The 15746-nt window shown below is 44.4% G+C and carries 17 protein-coding genes; 11 read left to right on the top strand and 6 right to left on the bottom strand.

From position 1 onward, the window contains the following. Positions 1-7: 7 nt before the first annotated feature. Positions 8-1507, bottom strand: a complete 1500-nt coding sequence (locus tag ACTJJJ_RS05985; RefSeq protein WP_440701650.1) for a Y-family DNA polymerase — start codon at positions 1505-1507, stop codon at positions 8-10. 2 nt (positions 1508-1509) lie between these two features. Continuing rightward, positions 1510-2250 carry an ImuA family protein gene (locus ACTJJJ_RS05980; RefSeq protein ID WP_440701649.1) on the bottom strand — a complete coding sequence of 247 codons (741 nt, stop codon included), beginning with the start codon at positions 2248-2250 and terminating at the stop codon, positions 1510-1512. Between the two features lie 71 nt (positions 2251-2321). On the opposite strand from ACTJJJ_RS05980, the gene ACTJJJ_RS05975 reads away from it, so the two are divergent. Then, positions 2322-3137 (top strand): XRE family transcriptional regulator, encoded by an 816-nt coding sequence (locus tag ACTJJJ_RS05975; protein ID WP_440701648.1) that lies wholly within the window; start codon positions 2322-2324, stop codon positions 3135-3137. A 628-nt stretch (positions 3138-3765) separates the two neighbouring features. Here ACTJJJ_RS05975 and ACTJJJ_RS05970 read toward each other — a convergent pair. From ACTJJJ_RS05970 to ACTJJJ_RS05955, 4 genes are read right to left on the bottom strand one after another with little or no spacing between them, the layout of a single operon-like run. Further along, positions 3766-4926 (bottom strand): DNA cytosine methyltransferase, encoded by a 1161-nt coding sequence (locus ACTJJJ_RS05970; RefSeq protein WP_440701647.1) that lies wholly within the window; start codon positions 4924-4926, stop codon positions 3766-3768. Between the two features lie 2 nt (positions 4927-4928). Continuing rightward, the gene (locus ACTJJJ_RS05965) at positions 4929-5969 is read right to left on the bottom strand and encodes a hypothetical protein (RefSeq protein WP_440701646.1); all 1041 of its coding nucleotides are present in this window, start codon (positions 5967-5969) and stop codon (positions 4929-4931) included. Further along, entirely contained in the window at positions 5950-8652 is a 2703-nt protein-coding gene (locus ACTJJJ_RS05960) for an ORC-CDC6 family AAA ATPase (RefSeq protein WP_440701645.1), read from the bottom strand. Before ACTJJJ_RS05960 ends, ACTJJJ_RS05965 begins: the two co-directional genes overlap by 20 nt. 3 nt (positions 8653-8655) lie before the next feature. Then, positions 8656-9177 carry a hypothetical protein gene (locus ACTJJJ_RS05955; RefSeq protein WP_440701644.1) on the bottom strand — a complete coding sequence of 174 codons (522 nt, stop codon included), beginning with the start codon at positions 9175-9177 and terminating at the stop codon, positions 8656-8658. Positions 9178-9653: 476 nt separating this feature from the next. Here ACTJJJ_RS05955 and ACTJJJ_RS05950 point away from each other — a divergent pair, with 476 nt between their 5' ends. From ACTJJJ_RS05950 to ACTJJJ_RS05905, 10 genes are all read left to right on the top strand, one after another. Next, positions 9654-10544, top strand: a complete 891-nt coding sequence (locus ACTJJJ_RS05950; protein WP_440701643.1) for a hypothetical protein — start codon at positions 9654-9656, stop codon at positions 10542-10544. A gap of 96 nt (positions 10545-10640) precedes the next feature. Beyond that, positions 10641-11267, top strand: a complete 627-nt coding sequence (locus tag ACTJJJ_RS05945; protein WP_440701642.1) for a hypothetical protein — start codon at positions 10641-10643, stop codon at positions 11265-11267. Between the two features lie 3 nt (positions 11268-11270). Next, positions 11271-11969: a hypothetical protein gene (locus ACTJJJ_RS05940; RefSeq protein WP_440701641.1), complete on the top strand. Its 699-nt coding sequence runs from the start codon at positions 11271-11273 to the stop codon at positions 11967-11969. After that, positions 11962-12492, top strand: a complete 531-nt coding sequence (locus ACTJJJ_RS05935) for a hypothetical protein (protein WP_440701640.1) — start codon at positions 11962-11964, stop codon at positions 12490-12492. The genes ACTJJJ_RS05940 and ACTJJJ_RS05935 overlap by 8 nt, the downstream gene beginning before the upstream one ends. Before the next feature lie 282 nt (positions 12493-12774). Next, on the top strand, positions 12775-13434 hold the full coding sequence (locus ACTJJJ_RS05930) for a plasmid mobilization protein (protein WP_440701639.1): 660 nt from the start codon (positions 12775-12777) through the stop codon (positions 13432-13434). Beyond that, complete coding sequence (locus tag ACTJJJ_RS05925; protein WP_440701638.1) at positions 13431-14318, top strand: relaxase/mobilization nuclease domain-containing protein; 888 nt, start codon at positions 13431-13433, stop codon at positions 14316-14318. The genes ACTJJJ_RS05930 and ACTJJJ_RS05925 overlap by 4 nt, the downstream gene beginning before the upstream one ends. Positions 14319-14329: 11 nt before the next feature. Continuing rightward, positions 14330-14797, top strand: coding sequence for a hypothetical protein (locus ACTJJJ_RS05920; RefSeq protein WP_440701637.1), 468 nt, complete (start codon positions 14330-14332; stop codon positions 14795-14797). A gap of 109 nt (positions 14798-14906) precedes the next feature. Further along, positions 14907-15218, top strand: a complete 312-nt coding sequence (locus tag ACTJJJ_RS05915; RefSeq protein WP_440701636.1) for a DUF6922 domain-containing protein — start codon at positions 14907-14909, stop codon at positions 15216-15218. Next, positions 15176-15481 (top strand): nucleotidyl transferase AbiEii/AbiGii toxin family protein, encoded by a 306-nt coding sequence (locus tag ACTJJJ_RS05910; protein ID WP_440701635.1) that lies wholly within the window; start codon positions 15176-15178, stop codon positions 15479-15481. Before ACTJJJ_RS05915 ends, ACTJJJ_RS05910 begins: the two co-directional genes overlap by 43 nt. Then, on the top strand, positions 15439-15744 hold the full coding sequence (locus ACTJJJ_RS05905; protein ID WP_440701634.1) for a nucleotidyl transferase AbiEii/AbiGii toxin family protein: 306 nt from the start codon (positions 15439-15441) through the stop codon (positions 15742-15744). Before ACTJJJ_RS05910 ends, ACTJJJ_RS05905 begins: the two co-directional genes overlap by 43 nt. The last annotated feature ends 2 nt before the right edge of the window (positions 15745-15746 follow it).

The raw sequence follows: 15746 nt of genomic DNA, 5'->3' as shown, positions 1-15746 counted from the left end.
CTGGTCTTTAAGCAAAAAAGCCGTGAATAAACCACTGCGGGTTATGGTCGTCGCCGTAATGTCCCAGGCGAAAGATCCAATACCGGTTACCTGTTTCATCCTCGACGGCATAGTAGTCGCGGTGCAGTCCGTCGGCAAGCCACCATTCCGCCTCGATTCTGTCCGGGCCGTCGGCATGCTTCACCTTGTGTACGGTGTCCTTATAGCGAAATACCATAGGCGGATAATCGGGGATCGGCGCGCTTACCTCGATCCGTTCAGGTTGTGGCAAAAGCTCGACCGGCCTTGGTTGGTCTGTTCGCCAATACGTTTGTGGTTGATCGTTAAGTGAAGTGGCTACGACGAAGGAGCGCTCCGGCCAGTGATGCTCGGCAGGCAGGTACCGATGAACGACATCATTGCCAGCCCTGGCCGCCAGGCGATCAATCAGCTCGGCAATAGCTACCAGCTTATTGCTGCTGTTTAAACTCCACAAAGCTTCCTGGGCTGCGGGAAGTGGCTCAACAGTTGGGGCTTCCAATACGAAGAGCTCAATACCCAATGCAGGCTCAATACCGGATATTTTAAGCTCAAACAGCCTGAATAAATGCGCGACGCTGCAAGATGGCCCAGTGGTGCCAATTTCAATTTGACGCATTTCTCCGTCGATCCTGTAACATTTCAAAACGGCCTGACGAAGGCCTTTATCTTCGGCAGCAAGCCGGGTGCAAAGCTTCTCCAATAGTTTACGGAGAGCAATTTCGATACCGGTTGCCGTGCGGATAGGCTCCATACTGGGCAGGCGCTCCTGAAAAGGTTCTATTGGCCTGACCGGCTCAAAGGTTTCGTGCACGTATCCCAACGCTTTTCCGAGCTGGTCCAGCATGATCTGCCCAAACCTCCGCCTGAGCACAGGCCTTGGCATCGAAATGAAGCTTTTGATCTGGTATAAACCCAGCTTGCTTAATTTTTCAAGCACATCGTGCGGTAACCTCAGAGCATTCGGTGGCAATGATAGCAGTGCTTCTGTTTGTAGGTCTTCGGTGATAATGGGGAAAGCCCGCGAGTACCTGGAAACTGCCCAGGCTGTACCAATCGTGCCTGCCATCGCCCCGCGGACATCATAACCCGAGGTTTTCAGACGCCCCATAATATCTTTGAGATAAGGGATTTCTCCTCCCCACAGGTGCGCACATCCGGTGGCGTCCAGGATCAGCCCGTCTGGCATGTCCACGGCCACAAGTGGCGTGTACCGAATAGTCCACTCAGCGATGGCGGTTAAAAGGGTTTCCGCCATCGCCGGATCATAATCGAGGACTGCCAGCTTGGGTAGTACTGCACGGGCGTCGGCGACCACCATGCCGGTTTCAATGCCTGCTTTTTCGGCCTGGTGACAGCACGCCATTACGACCATACGCCCTTTTTGCTTTGCCACCAGCACGAAAGGTTCGCCTGCAAGCTCCGGTTGCCTCAGCAGGTACCTGTCTGTAAGAAGGTGCCGAAACCATATCGCTACATACCGTTTCATATCTATCCAACTTGTAAAAGGTGCTCTTTGGTGATAGCTTGCTGCTGGCTGATATGCTCGAAGTGATCTTCCGCCCACTGAACGCGCCAGTTTCCTGGTTCCCCGTTCCTAACTTTGATTAAGGATATATTCCAGCAGGCATAGCCGACGCCGGGTAGCCCGTCAGCAGACCGGGCTGCCAGCGGGCTGACTTTCCAGCGGCACACCGATGCAACGGCACTGGATATACGTGGGCTCTTTCTGTGGATCAGCCCGGTAACCCGGCTTTCTTCCACAGCGAGCTGTAAGCGGCGGGATTCTGTAAGGTTCAATTCTTTGATCTGACCGACAACAGCACAGAAGGCATCGCATTTCAAAGCCTCCTCAATAGCCCAAAGCGAGTCGCGCTCCCGTTTCAGGTCAATGAAGATGATACGATCGGGGGAAAGGCCGAATGGTTTTAGTCCCAGCGGAAAAACATTTCTTCCCGTCCCGATCCAGGCGCACATTCCATCGGTTTTCATCAGGCAGCCTGCAAGCGCTGCCATAAAACCGGATGTGGCCGCAGCTTGCTCCGGTTCGTTGCTAATAAATTCATGAATTGCCCCGGTCGGGAAAACACCCCCTGGAAATGCTTTTTCAATGGGGTCTAAACCGAAACTGGTACGGGTTCCACCTAAGGCAGGTGGGCGGAAACCTTGCAGCGAAAGAATCTCACTTCGCAGCCTTGCAATCACGTCATCTTTTTTCTTCGCGGTTTCCATAACATCACAATTTTAAACTATCTTTGATACTAATTGTAACAAAATAATGATGCTAATTGTAGCCAAACTCGATGAATCCTCCAAAATATTTTTTTGCACAAAACATTAAATTTCTCCGGGAGCGAAAGAGAAAAACGCAACAAGAGCTTGCTGACGAGCTTTTTATGACGCGGGCGAAATTAAATGCCTTGGAGTCCGGAAGGACAGCAGCGCCGCAACCGGAGGACTATTTTAAATTCTCGGACTATTTCCGGCTCAGTATCGACACGTTGATGCGGATTGATCTGCCCAAACTTGGGGAATTGAAGCTACGGGACCTGCAGGCAGGTAACGATGTCTACCTCGCCGGAAGCAATCTGAGGATACTTGCGATCACCGTCGACAAAGCCAACAAAGAAAATATCGAGTACGTTCCGGTGAAAGCGAAGGCGGGATACCGCGACGGGCATGCCGACCCGCAGTACATTGCGGGGTTGCCTAAATTTTCCCTTCCTAATCTGCCGGCAGGGACATTCAGGATGTTCCCGACGACAGGCGATTCGATGTTACCCTTGCCTGAGGGTGCGGATGTTGTGTGCCAGTTTACAGAGGATTGGAATCAGATAAAGGCGGGAACCTTATGTATCGTCATTCTCAAAGGTGAGCAGGATTTTGTTTTCAAGAAGGTGACCATCAAAGCTGAGGAGCGAAAAATGATATTGGAATCGCTCAATCAGCAATATCAGCCCTTTGAGGTGGAGATAAAAGAAGTGCTTGAAATCTGGAAGTATCACAGCTATCAGTCCAAAGCTATACCCGATCCTGTGGCCGATGTGCAACACATATCCCACACTTTGAATGAGGTTTTAAAGCGATTAAGTAAAATAGAAGAAAAGGTAGAGAAGTGATGCTATTAAAACTTTTTTGCCACCACCAACATTTTTAAATAGCCCGAGTTGAAGTTTATCTTCGCGAAGCGCCAATGCCAGGTGGAATTGATGGACTGCGCAGAGAAATTTATTCACCTCGGAGATCGCTCTACGAAATTGATAGATCAGATCTCATGGAGGCCTTAGCAGTTATGAGAATTATCCCTTCTAGCAAATCCGATTTATTTTATTCATTATCTGCTATGAATTTAATTAATGCATGGATTGCAAGAAAAAGGGTACATAACAAAACTACTATAAAGGAGCAAAAACTTTTTAGGAATATGTTTTACTTCAAATCCTACCTGTCCAATATTATATCTAGCTTAATAGTTAACAGGAGCGAATATGTAGGTATATATATCAAAAATGATTTAACTATTATTCAGATACTGGATTTTCAATTTAGCTTTCAAAATATCCCTAAAAACCTCATAATAGAAGAGTATGAGAATAGCAAGTGTAATATCGAGATAGTTTGGAATGAAAAACGGCTTCAACCTATTGCGCCGCTAGTACTAAACTATGCGAGATTATTGAGACAAGAAAAATTTCCTTAACTAGAAAAAATTTCCCAGTTAAGGAAATCTTTTAATTTATCTAGACACTATTTCGCTGAGATTATTGATTTTTTTAAACTTTGGGCTAGAACTTCAGCTAATGGTATGGGAACAGCATTACCGAGTTGTCGCATTGCTTGGCCCCAAGAACAATCAAATATAAAATCATCTGGAAATCCTTGAAGACGGGCACTTTCGCGAATTGTGAAATAGCGCAACGTCCCGTTGTCTTGCAGAATTGCATTCTCTCCACCTGGAACCCCATGGATACCAGCTTTAATGGTTTTAGAAGGTTCGTCCATTAAACTTCCGGTATGACCATGGTAGCTTCGGGCGCCAGGCTGAAAAATATGATTACGAAAACGTACAGAGGTATCTGGTGCCTGATCAGGTCTAGGTAGCCCCGAGAACGAATCTCTTACTGTAAGCCACGGTAGTTCGGCTGGTTTCGATTTTAGCTCACTTGCTCGCTTGCGGTTTTGTTCAGACATGATTCGATTGAGGGAGGCGATTTTATGGATATCCCAATACTCTCCGTTCAACTTTGACCACAGTAATGAATCTGCGCTATGCGTCGGAATTGGAAAATGCCAGTCAGTGTGTAGCTCATTATTTATGCCAACAATAAATACGCGCTCTCGCCTTTGCGGAATTCCATAATCTGCCGCATTAAGCACTTGGGCTAAAACGCGATAACCTAGCCCTCTATATCGCCCTCGAACATAAATTTTTTCCAGACGCGAGAAGTGATTTGCCCAGCTTTCATTGGATTTTCTAACGACTTCGGGGAATGAGAGCTGTAACTTTATATATTCAAAATAGTTCAAAAAAAGCTTAGTTGACAGGCCCCTGACATTTTCAAAAATAAATGCCTTTGGTCGCACACTGCGAATGACGTTGATTGCCAAAGGGAAGGAGTCGCGTTGATCTAAATCTCCAAGCTGCTTACCGCCCAATGAAAACGGTTGGCACGGCGGCCCCCCCGACACCAAGTCGATCTTTCCTTGGTATTCCTCAAAACTGAAATTTGCAACATCTGTTCGTTCGATTCGCCAACCGCGCAGGTCTTCAACATTATTTTGCTGATTAAATCTCAGTGTATTACAGCAAGGTATATCTCTTTCGATAGCAAGTTGCTGCTCGAACCCAGCGCGAGAAATTCCCATTCCTAATCCGCCGATCCCTGCAAATAGTTCAATAGACTTCATAATTATTTGGCAAAACGGAAAAGCGAATTCTTAGCTCCAAGATTTGTAAAATATGTTTTTGAAACACCCTGTGGCCGACGATCCATAGAATAGCCAATAGGAAGCGGAAAAACTAATTGTACTTCCCTATATCTCTCCCAAAATAGATAGGTTGCCACGGTTTGCATTTTGGAGCAAATTGGGGCGATCGTAAAATCATAGTCTTCAAATAGAAACTGATAGTACTCCTCCAGCTTGGAAAGGGATTCAAACGAGTTCAGGGTGGAAACAACCTCGGAGGCAGTCTTCCGAGTGTTTTCGAACTTCTTATGTAGCTGTCTTGATAGGTCAAGCCGCCAGTTCAAGGAGTTATCACCAGGCTCACCGTGCATTAAAAGAAGCATCGACGGGTTAATACTTTCAATTACCCCTGCCGATCTATGCGCATCGTAACCGGCAAAAATAGCCAAGCATGATATGCCCTCCTTCGATCTATGTCCAGAAAATGCTTCTAGCATCAAAACCTCAGACATCTCGGTCGCCATGGATACCGGAAGAAATTCTGAATTTTCTATTATGTCAGTTTTTTTATGGTATTCATCATAAGTTGGAAAATACTGTTTCGCCGAGGAATAGATTACTCCTTGCCCAACGTATGGATAATAGTTTCTGATAGCGTTAAGCGAGATACATATACAGTAGTTGGGCATTCCAGAAACGTCGATAAAAATATTGCTAACAACCCGAGGAAGGGTAGCGAGAGTGGATGCTATGTTCCGCTCGAAATTGGATATACTCGTCCTTGACAGAAGTATTTTTTGGATATTCTCTGATTTGAATTTGTCGTTTGCCCTGAAAATAAACTTTTTGGTAACTTCCAGATTCTCAGAAATATCATTGTCAAAACAAATTAAGATACAATGGGCATCATCAGCAAATGTGGCCGTTTCCAAGAAGTGATAAGCACGATCCTCAAATCCAGCAGCCAAAATAAGAACATCGCATTTCGCGTTGCCCGCTTTGTATTCATATTCAACCGGTGCGCTATTCATTTGTAAATTCATCAAAAAGGGTCTTTTGTTTACTCATTTCTAAACTACTTTGGACTCTAAGTCTTTTTGTGCCTTCAACAACAAATGCTGACGGATTTGTGAGCAATTGTTCGAACTTAACTCGAGATAGCCGCAAATGCTGATCTCTACGATAACTTATTCCGAAAACGGGGCACAAAATACGGTTTAGTATATAGATTGGCTTTTTGACCCTGTCATCGCGCGAAACATCCAGTCTAGAGTCATCAAAAATGCCAAATTTAATTAATTGTTCAAGCAAGAATTCTGCCTCTTCGCTGAGCGACGTTAGATCATTTCGTTCAATGGCCAAATATTGGTCCTTTCGCTTTTTCCCTTTCTCGGCCTGTAGGTAAATTTTGAATACGGAACCGACCGACAGAGCGATGTCAAAAAGTTTTTTTCCCAAACTGTATTCCTTTCCGTGATATTTGAATGTCCCAGAGATCTGACCGATTGACCGAAGGCGTTTTTCTGAAACCGATCGGATCGCTCGGTCTTGACTCCTATTTGGAATTACACCTACCTGGGTGCTTTCATCAAAATTGGCGACTGAAAAGATTTCAGAAATTAATTCTAGTAAATTTCGGGGGTTCCCACTTGCAATCTTCCAGACCATTGCCCAGCCGCAGTAGTATGCGTTTCTGCGATTTGCTGCAAGAGAATTGACAAGGTTTTCATGTTTAGCCTGATCAATCCCCAAATATTCCACGATGTCATCGCTCTGATACCCAAAGTGAATTAAACGATTTTTGATTATGCTTCTAAAATAACTCTCTAGTTTATGGTCGTCCAAGCCAAATGTTTTGGAGCCCGTGTAGAATATACCGTTGATGTCATATTCAAAATAGTCATGCCCATTCTCAATTTGTTTACTGTTGCTTGTCTGATAGTGATATGAATTTTTTTCGATCGAAGTTTTTACACAATAGATCGGATTTGAAGAAACTATAAAATCGTTTATCATATACTGTACTTCACGAGGAATATTTGGAATACCTGCGTCGTCGAAAAGCAGATGAAAACGAGTAGACGAAAGCTCTCTAAAAGTACTTCGTACAGCTTTGAAAAATTCTAAAATTGTAATCTCGGACGCTCCTGATTTTGCTAGGCTTGGGTTGTCGTGAAACAAATTGTCAATAGCCTTCATCTCAGACCGAACAATAGTAGCGACTATATTTTTTATTTCAGATATAATACTAGTTTCAATTGAAATCAGCTTATCATTTTCAAGAAATATCCCAACAATGTTTTTGATGAGATCGTAATTCGGCGGTGTGGAAAGTTTTCCGACTTCGATCGCATCAGCGATTATTTCTAACGTTCTTCTGATAATCTTCAGAATCAGGATGGGCTTAACCGAAGACACGCCAAGAGTATCATAGTTTATCATTTCTCCTGAAAGCAACCTGAATTCGCCTTGTCGGCAGGGGAAATAGATGCCAAATGTTTCACGAAAATTCACTAACTCGTTCGAGGCCCTGGGGAAAAAAGCAACGGCGGCTAAATAGGTTGATTTTCCTGAGCCGCGTGTGCCGGAAACGATAATGTTGCTAAACGATTCGACCAGTTGCATCATTTCGGGGAATGGTACGAAAAGCTTTAGGGCTACCTCTTGGTCTGTAATTTCCTCATAGCGCTGAAGTTTGAACGTTCCCGGAGGCGTAAATTTTTTTTCAATAAACTGCTGTTTTTCAGTCAAATATCTTCTATATGTTTCGTTATTGCTAAAGTAACCGTATATTTCTCTGAAGGATTTTACTTCACCTAACATTATGGATGTCACGAGAAGATAAGTTTCTGCTCCAAGGTTTTTTCTTAGCGACATTTTAGTCAAAAATCGCTGCTGTGCACTTAGAAAATTCCAAACATGCTGTTTGAAATTTTGCATATCGCTATCATGACATATTTCAGCAGTCGAACTTCCCGTTATACCAAAAGATACATCGATTATGTTGAACTGTAATGTCCCAGACTTGCTAGTATTTACAATAATATTCTCGTCATGAAGGTCGCCATGATACGCATGTTTTTCTTCTAAAAAAGACAGAACACGACTAACCTGTTTAATAAATACAGCAATAGCAAAGGAGTTAAGTTGACTGTCCGAATTATTTAGAAATTCTTTTAATGTTGTTCCTTGGATATATGGGAACGCCAAGCATTCAACTGCAACCGGTTTATGGAATACGTCCTGTATTGAAGTGTTAAAGTAGTCCCAGGGCTGGATTAGGCTCTCGATGTCCCTCGCCGTGGAAACTACTCTCAATGCCCCTGGAAGATCGTCCGCAGATCCTGGTCTTAGAAATTTCAGGACGACATCAGTACCTAAGATTAGGTGTTCCGCTAGAAAAGTACATGAGTTTTTGCCCGAATGCAATTTACGTATTATCTTAAACTTGCCATTTACGATATCTTGCTGCATTACTTCCTTCTCGATGTCGATTGCAAACCTAGCAAGTATCAATGTTCCAAGCTTCGTAAGATGCGAGTTACTTATATAGTTGTATTTTTGAAGCACATCAAAAATCGGTGACTCATCGCTCACGGAGCCAGTTTTCCAGTCAATATTGAGTAGCCTAATATTTTCATAAACATCCTCTGCTAGGAAAACGGCCTCTAATTCCTCTCCTTCCCTTATTCTCTGATTTATATTCTCAAGTGATAGGCTGGACATACATTAGCTGATTAGTTTAATAAATTGAGCTTTTGTCACTCGCTCCGTAATTGATGTTAGCAAATGACAGTCTGTGAGATCGGTCGGATAAGTATATAATCGAAATTCTGCTCCAAGATATTCTGCTAACTGACATGCCTGTGCTGTCAATCCTGTGGCATAGCTGCTGTCTAGATATAAACTTGCCTTGGTAGCCAAATTGGGTCTCGTGGAAATCACTGTCGCTTCAGCGATGCTACCGGGACTATCAACAATTACAAAAATAAGGTCATACTCTGCCATAATTATTATTTCCTGAAGAAATGCGTTTCCGTGAGCATCTGGTAAACTGGGGTCAATTAGCTCTTCTGCATATCGAACAAAATGCCCAGCCGCTTCAAGCTCTTGGCGAATTTCGATTCTTTTGTTTTGAAGGTTGAGAGTGCGAGGCTCTGCTGAGAGGGAGGCAACCTGAGGGCCAAAGACGAGAATATTTAGCCGTACATTTTTTACTCCACGACTAATGAGGCTTTTAATTGGATCCAAGACAGAAATATTTTCGATTAGGGTTTTCGAGATAAATATATAGTAGTTTACCCTGATTACAACTCACTATAATTAAACTTTTTTCGAAGATGTTTCAAGATTTTGTGATGAATGTTAGGTATACTTCTGAGTAGGCCACTCACAACTTGCCCTCGATCTGTCGTGCCTTTACATTGTGTAGTTGCACGAAAATGTCGCCAATTATCATTACAACTACCTCAAAATGAATTACTTGATTCGAAAATCCATGGCTATTGTTATCTGACAAGCATGTGCTAATTGAATTTAAACCCCGGTAAACTGTAGAGAGGGTTGCCGTTAAGGAATGATTGCAGGATTTGCCGACTTTTATGTCTGTACATGGGAGGCTGCAGTCATTTAACCTGAACTGGCTGTTTTGCTGTTATACGAGATATTTTTTGAAAAGTTACTTATGGGTAGTAAGTTACGGCGTCACGATCAGTTGTTAGAGGCCTATGAACCTTCATTCAAGTTTCCGTTACCCTTTTTGGAAATACATCACCGAGGAGTTTTCGGGGGCTTACTTCGAAAGTGATTTCACAAGCTTGAACAGGCTTCTTATACTGTATCATAACTGGTATTCATTTTTGGTGAAACCGAAAGATATTTCGACCTTCCTTGATTCTCATGAACGTGGCCTTTCGGAGCCCGACGGGCTTTACTGGTGGTTCCGAAAAGTTAAACGTCATCGTATACGTAGGGTTAGGCGAAGGACCGCTTTCACTCTTCAGAATAATCGGGAAGTATTTGAACGTCTACTATCCAGAAAGGATTATGCATCACAAGAGGCAGTTGTTGAAACCCTACTACGAATTTCTGATTGGCTTCATACACTATCTCCGGACATGGTCGATGATAAGTTGCTAGACCTTGAAGGTTGGAAGCAGGAATTGGCTTTATTGACGCAACAAATCAGAGTTTCGAAGGGCACTCCAAAATCGGCTGCCAGAATACAAACGACCGGTCATTTTCTCGAGCAGCTTGCAGACATTGATAATGTCGAAAGGCTCCTCAAATTTAACCGCTTGAAGCATATCTTGTTGACGGAGCGGTGGATTGTAGCGATCGGCGACACGGATACTTACCGGTATTGCAAACAATCTAAAGGTGGAAGGCTTTACATCGCAGCGCTTTACTACGTGCTACTGGAAAAAGGATATATAAAGATGACAGCAGATGCGCCGCAGATTGCAGCATCCTTCAACTCTTGGTTGGTGCATGATTTTGAGCAAAGCTCATTTGTAAAGGCCTTTCAGGCAGAAGAGCTAAGTCAGTTTGACGGTAGAGAAGGGAATGCCCGCACAAAATATCTAACAGAGGTCAGATTGCTCCTTCGCGACTTCTAAACTAAATTCTTTTCATTCCCGGTCGAACCACAGGAAGGAATTCCTGGCACTTGACTCTGAATTTTGCCAGCATGTTTCATCAAACAGAAAGGCAAAATGAAAAAGAAAACTTTGGATTCGAGCATCCACAATTCAAGCACAAACCCCACCATACAGGCGGAGTCCCCTGTGACAATCCGGTCAGATCCTGCGGTCAGCCCCGATCATCTCGTCGATATACGTGAAGCAAAGCGGATGTTGAAAACAGTTTCTGCACAGAAGCTCTACTACATTGCGCGAAGGGAAATCTGCCATTTATCCGCCAGGCAGGAAAGCTTTATTTCTCGGAGGCAGTCCTCCGGCACTGGCACTACAGGATTGAATCTGAGAAACATCACAAGCTTAACTATTGACACCATGGAGATAACCAAAGAATTGGTCTTGACGCTCTGTGAGCGGAAAGACCCTAAGCGCAAGCGCATGCTTTTTGAGCTGTATCGCGATCTGTTTACCTCAACTATATCTGCCAGGTTTCTCGTGGATGTGATCAACGAGAAGCTCTCGACCGATGTAGTGTCGCTGTATGACATCAAATACATCCGGGCTAAAATGAAAAAGTGGGGAGACCCGCAAATGCCAGTTCAAAAAAGTGAAAAGCCCGAAGCTGAAGTTCAACCCAAAGCGGCGATGAAATTTCCCCGCTCTGAGCCTGAGCCATATGTTAAACCATCTAAAAAATATTGACAGATGAAAAACCTACATTTCATAGTGCAAGCCAAAGGAGGCGTAGGCAAATCCATACTGATGTACCTGTTTGCGCTCAAACACTACCAAGATTCCAAATGCCTGTTTATAGACGTGGACGCTTCAACGCAGACCAGTACACGTCAGCTCAAATTCGTCCATCAGGATCAATCCGATGTTGCGAACCTGTTAGACGAGAAAGGTCTCTTAATACGTGACAATTTACTGGCTTATTTGCAGAGCATCGCAAAGGAAGACTTCGAAGAAGCCTATTTTGATTTTGGTGCTCCGGAAAGTGAACAGCTTCCAGCACTCATCGAGTACGACATCCCTCTCAAAGCTTTTGCTGAGGGGCTGGGTTTTGAAATCACATTTCATATCGTCATAGGCGGCGGCGGTGCCTACAATCCATCCATCGATTATTTGCTAAGAATGTTCGATCTTATTAAAACGGACTTTGAAATCGTCGTCTGGCAAAGCGTGGCCACCTTTCGTAAGTTTCCACATTTGACCCAGGAGCTTCGGGAAAACTGTAAAGACTCAGGGCTCGTGTTTCGCAGGTTTGGAGATTTCGAGCCTGAGTCATTTCTCGGAGCAGAAATCCTGACGGGCATCCGTAAAGGCTTGGCGCTAGATACCTACACCATTGGGCCAAGACTAAGACTACAAAGAGAACTTCAAATCAACTTTGCCGATGTCTAGCCAGCCGGTCAGCAAACAAACCCTGGCCAGGATCAAAGCGGATTACCTGGCCAGGTACGAAATCGAGATGGACGACTGGTCTGCAATGATACTGCTGGACAACCAAGCTCAATTTCAAAACATGGACAGCCAGCTCAGGGCGGTTTTGGATGAGAACAAAAGGCTAAGTGACAAGATCAAAGAATCGGTCAAGACCGTTCAATTTAAATCGATTTGGGAAGCTTTCATTCATGGCTTAGGCAAGGGATTGCCATATTCAATCACGGCACTGATCCTTGGAATATTGTATTACGTATACATGAGTACGTATGTGGATTACCAACAGATCGAGGATTTCGTTTCAGCTTACAAAAATGCACCGGACTATCGGGCACTGATCAGCGAGGGTAAAACGGAAACGTCGGGTGGCATCGAGTATCTCATTCTTTCGCCGTCGAAACGCGGCAAATATGTATTCGGCAAGTCTTACGAATTCGACGCGCGACGAAAATTGGTCAAAGTGCCCTTGCAGAGGAAAAATTGATCCAAAAACGGCACAGAAGGGTCTTAATGCGCTCTCAAAGGGTCTTTAAGGTGTATTAAGAGTCAGAAAGTGCTCCAAAGAGTCAAAAAGGAATCCAGAAAAATCATTTAAAAGAAAAATTGAGCCAGAAACGGTCAGGAAAGATCCTGCACGGTGGTTTTCTCCACAGCCAGCTATCGCCGGTACGTCGCAAAAAGCGACTCCCCGGCGGGAGCTGGCCATGGGAAAACCCCTGGACCCCTGCTATTCGCCTATCGGCTCATAGCTAATCAAAAAAGACAAATGGAAAATCAGAAACAAAAAGGCAGACCTCCTAAGGAAAAAGGTAATGCCAAACGGCAACACTTCTCAGTATGGGTAAGCGCTGATCAGAAAAGACAGATTAATGAGCTGATCGAAAAAAGTGGGCTTTCAGCCAGTCAGTTCTTTTTGACGCTAGCGCTGGATGTGCCTTTTCAAAGGCCACAGAAAAGGGCGCTACCCAGGGCAACCGCTGAAACAGTCAGGGTGCTCCAACGACTTTCAGGCGTCTTGTCATTAGCAGCCCTAAAAACCAACGGGCACCAGATGCTTTCAGACCAGTGGCAGCAGAGCAGCCAGCGAGTCAGGCTGCTCGCTGATTTAATCACGCTTTGGGTGTTTGAGGGCTTTGAAATTCGCAGCATGAAAAAGGTGTTCGAAGAGCTCCACGCATGGTCGAGTGAGTTGACATCTTACCTTTCTCAAATTCTACCTGAAACCGAAGGCAAACATCAACTACTGCTAAGATGTAGCGCGACTAGCCGCCTGATCGATGATTTGCAGCAAAAGTATGAAGCCTATTATTCAGAGTCACTTGAAGAACTCGCACCCCTTTGGAGATCTGGCGAAATCGATGGGGCTTCTGTTCACGCTGAGATTGAAAAAGCTTTAACTGCAACCATGAAAAGGATGAAACTATGATTGGAAAGGCAAGCCTTGGCAGCTATGCCAAAGGGCTAATAGAATACTGCTACTACGACAAACATGTCTCCGCAAAGATGCGGCAAAGGCTTGACGAACAGGATGTCCGAGGGGAATTGGTTTATATCCAAAACCTCGGTATAAAAATGCATGCAGACGGAAAGTTGGACCTGAATTATTTGATTAACCAGTTTACTAATAATCATATGCAAAATACGAACCTGAAAAAATTCATGTGGCACCAGTCATTTACCTTCGCACCAGACGAAAAGCCCGGCAACGAAACGATCGCCGAGATCTCCACAGAGTTCGCTAAGGAGTTTGGGCTTGAACAGAACCAGATGCTGGTTTTCAAACATGAAGACAGCGCTAATTTGCACTTCCATATCGTGGCCAACCGCATTAATTCCAATGGGAAAAACACCTCAAAGCATTTTCATAACTACGCCAGAACTGGCGAATTCTGCCGGAGAATGGAACAACGGCTTGAATTAGTTCAGGCACCGGAAATGAGAATCAATAAGCTCCCAGAGCTTGAAAATGTGCTGACCGACAAGCAGCATCTGAAGCTCAAATCATCTATTGACCACCTTTTAAATACTGCAGCATCGATCGACGAGCTCAAAATGAAATTGTTAAGCCAGGGCTACAAGACTTATGTCGGAAGAGGGATCGCATTCTATAATATGCGGAAGAATGTCAAGATTAAAGGCTCTCACTTAGGACGGAGCTATTCCCTTGCCTCCATTGAAAAACGGCTGGCTCAAACACCGGAATCGAGGTTAAAGAGCAGTTACAGCAACAGCAAAAAAGGCAGAAAAAACAGGGCCTGGGGATTTAAATGCCAGTTTCTAGGGAGAATGACTTATTTTAGCCCAAAATAACCCATAACACCATGAAACTGAAAGCTATCAAATTCTTTTTCCCTGAGGAAAACGTTTCCAAAGTCAAGGCGCCCCCAAAAGCAACGCCGCTTCCGACTGGTTACATTTCTGTTTCCGGCAAGCTTGTTTTTCCGGCGGCTGCGCTGCGGGATCTAGGAATAGATCCAGAGTCGGCCAATTTTAAAATCGGTACACAGGAAGGAAAGCGAAAAATCAAATCCGTATACCTTGTTCCGGCTGCCGATTCAGGTCAGACATTTTCGTTTGAAAAAAGCGGCCGCGGACACGTAATTCCGCTTGCTGTTATATTGAAAAAAGGTGGAGTTGATTTTGTAAGTCAAAAGCTGGTTTTCAAAATCTCGACTTTTGATTTCGATCAGACCACCAAAGGATATCAACTTGCAATTGAGAACGAAGTGCCAAAACCAGAATACACAGGCAAGCCTCGTGGCAGAAAGGCGAAAGCTGCAACTCACTAGGAATAAATCCAGCTGCCTGTGAGCAGCTATTTGCTTACGGGCGGCTGATTTCACAATAGATTCGTTAACTTTTGAGCCAAAAGCTTCCGGCCTTCCTACCTCGACGACCATGCAACAGCCCAAAACACTTGAAAAACCTGATTTTGCCCCCAAATGGTTTTGGGATTTGGATTATGATAAGATGGACTGGCAAGCCTCTTACAAAACCGTTATTGCCCGAATTGTCGAGCGCGGTAAAGAAGAGCAGTGGCAAGAATTGGTCCGCTTCTATGGGCTGCAAAAAGTCGTTGACACCCTTAAAAACGAAATTGTGTTCCTGCCAGATTATGCCATTGAAGAGGCTTGCACATACTTTCCGATTAAAAAAGAGGAAATGCTATGCTACACGAAGAAACAGTCGAGGCCAGCACACTGGCTTTGATCCGTCGGTTGATGGCCGATGAAAAACTTGCGGATTTTTACCTTGTTGGCGGGACGGCACTGTCCTTAAGGTTAGGGCACAGGATTTCCATTGATATTGACCTTTTCATCGGTAAAGATTTTGACTCCGCTGCCGTCTGCGAGCATCTTAAAGCGATGTATGGACTGACTGACGAAAAACGGTCAAGAATGGCGTCTTCGGATTTATCGACGATGTCAAAGTGGATTTCATCAGTCACCAATATCCGCTTATTAAGCCCGTAGAGCTAACAAGCGGGATCAGAATGCTGTCTTTGGAGGATATTGGAGCCATGAAGCTTTCGGCAATCGTGCAAAATGGAAGCAGAATTAAAGATTTTATCGACGTCTATTCTCTTTTAGAGAAGTTGCCGCTGGGCGTGCTCGTAAAGGCTTATGCAGATAAATATCCTCAGGCCAGCCCACAGATTGCTAAAACAAGTTTGCTGTATCACCAGGACATCGACTTTTCGGTGCCCATCAAACTACTGACAGTTCGATTGGGCTGAAA

It is taken from the genome of Dyadobacter sp. 22481, from assembly GCF_052044875.1.
Classification (GTDB): domain Bacteria; phylum Bacteroidota; class Bacteroidia; order Cytophagales; family Spirosomataceae; genus Dyadobacter; species Dyadobacter endophyticus.
Note: the sequence above shows the minus strand (reverse complement) of the source record. Positions and strands in the feature narration are given on the sequence as shown.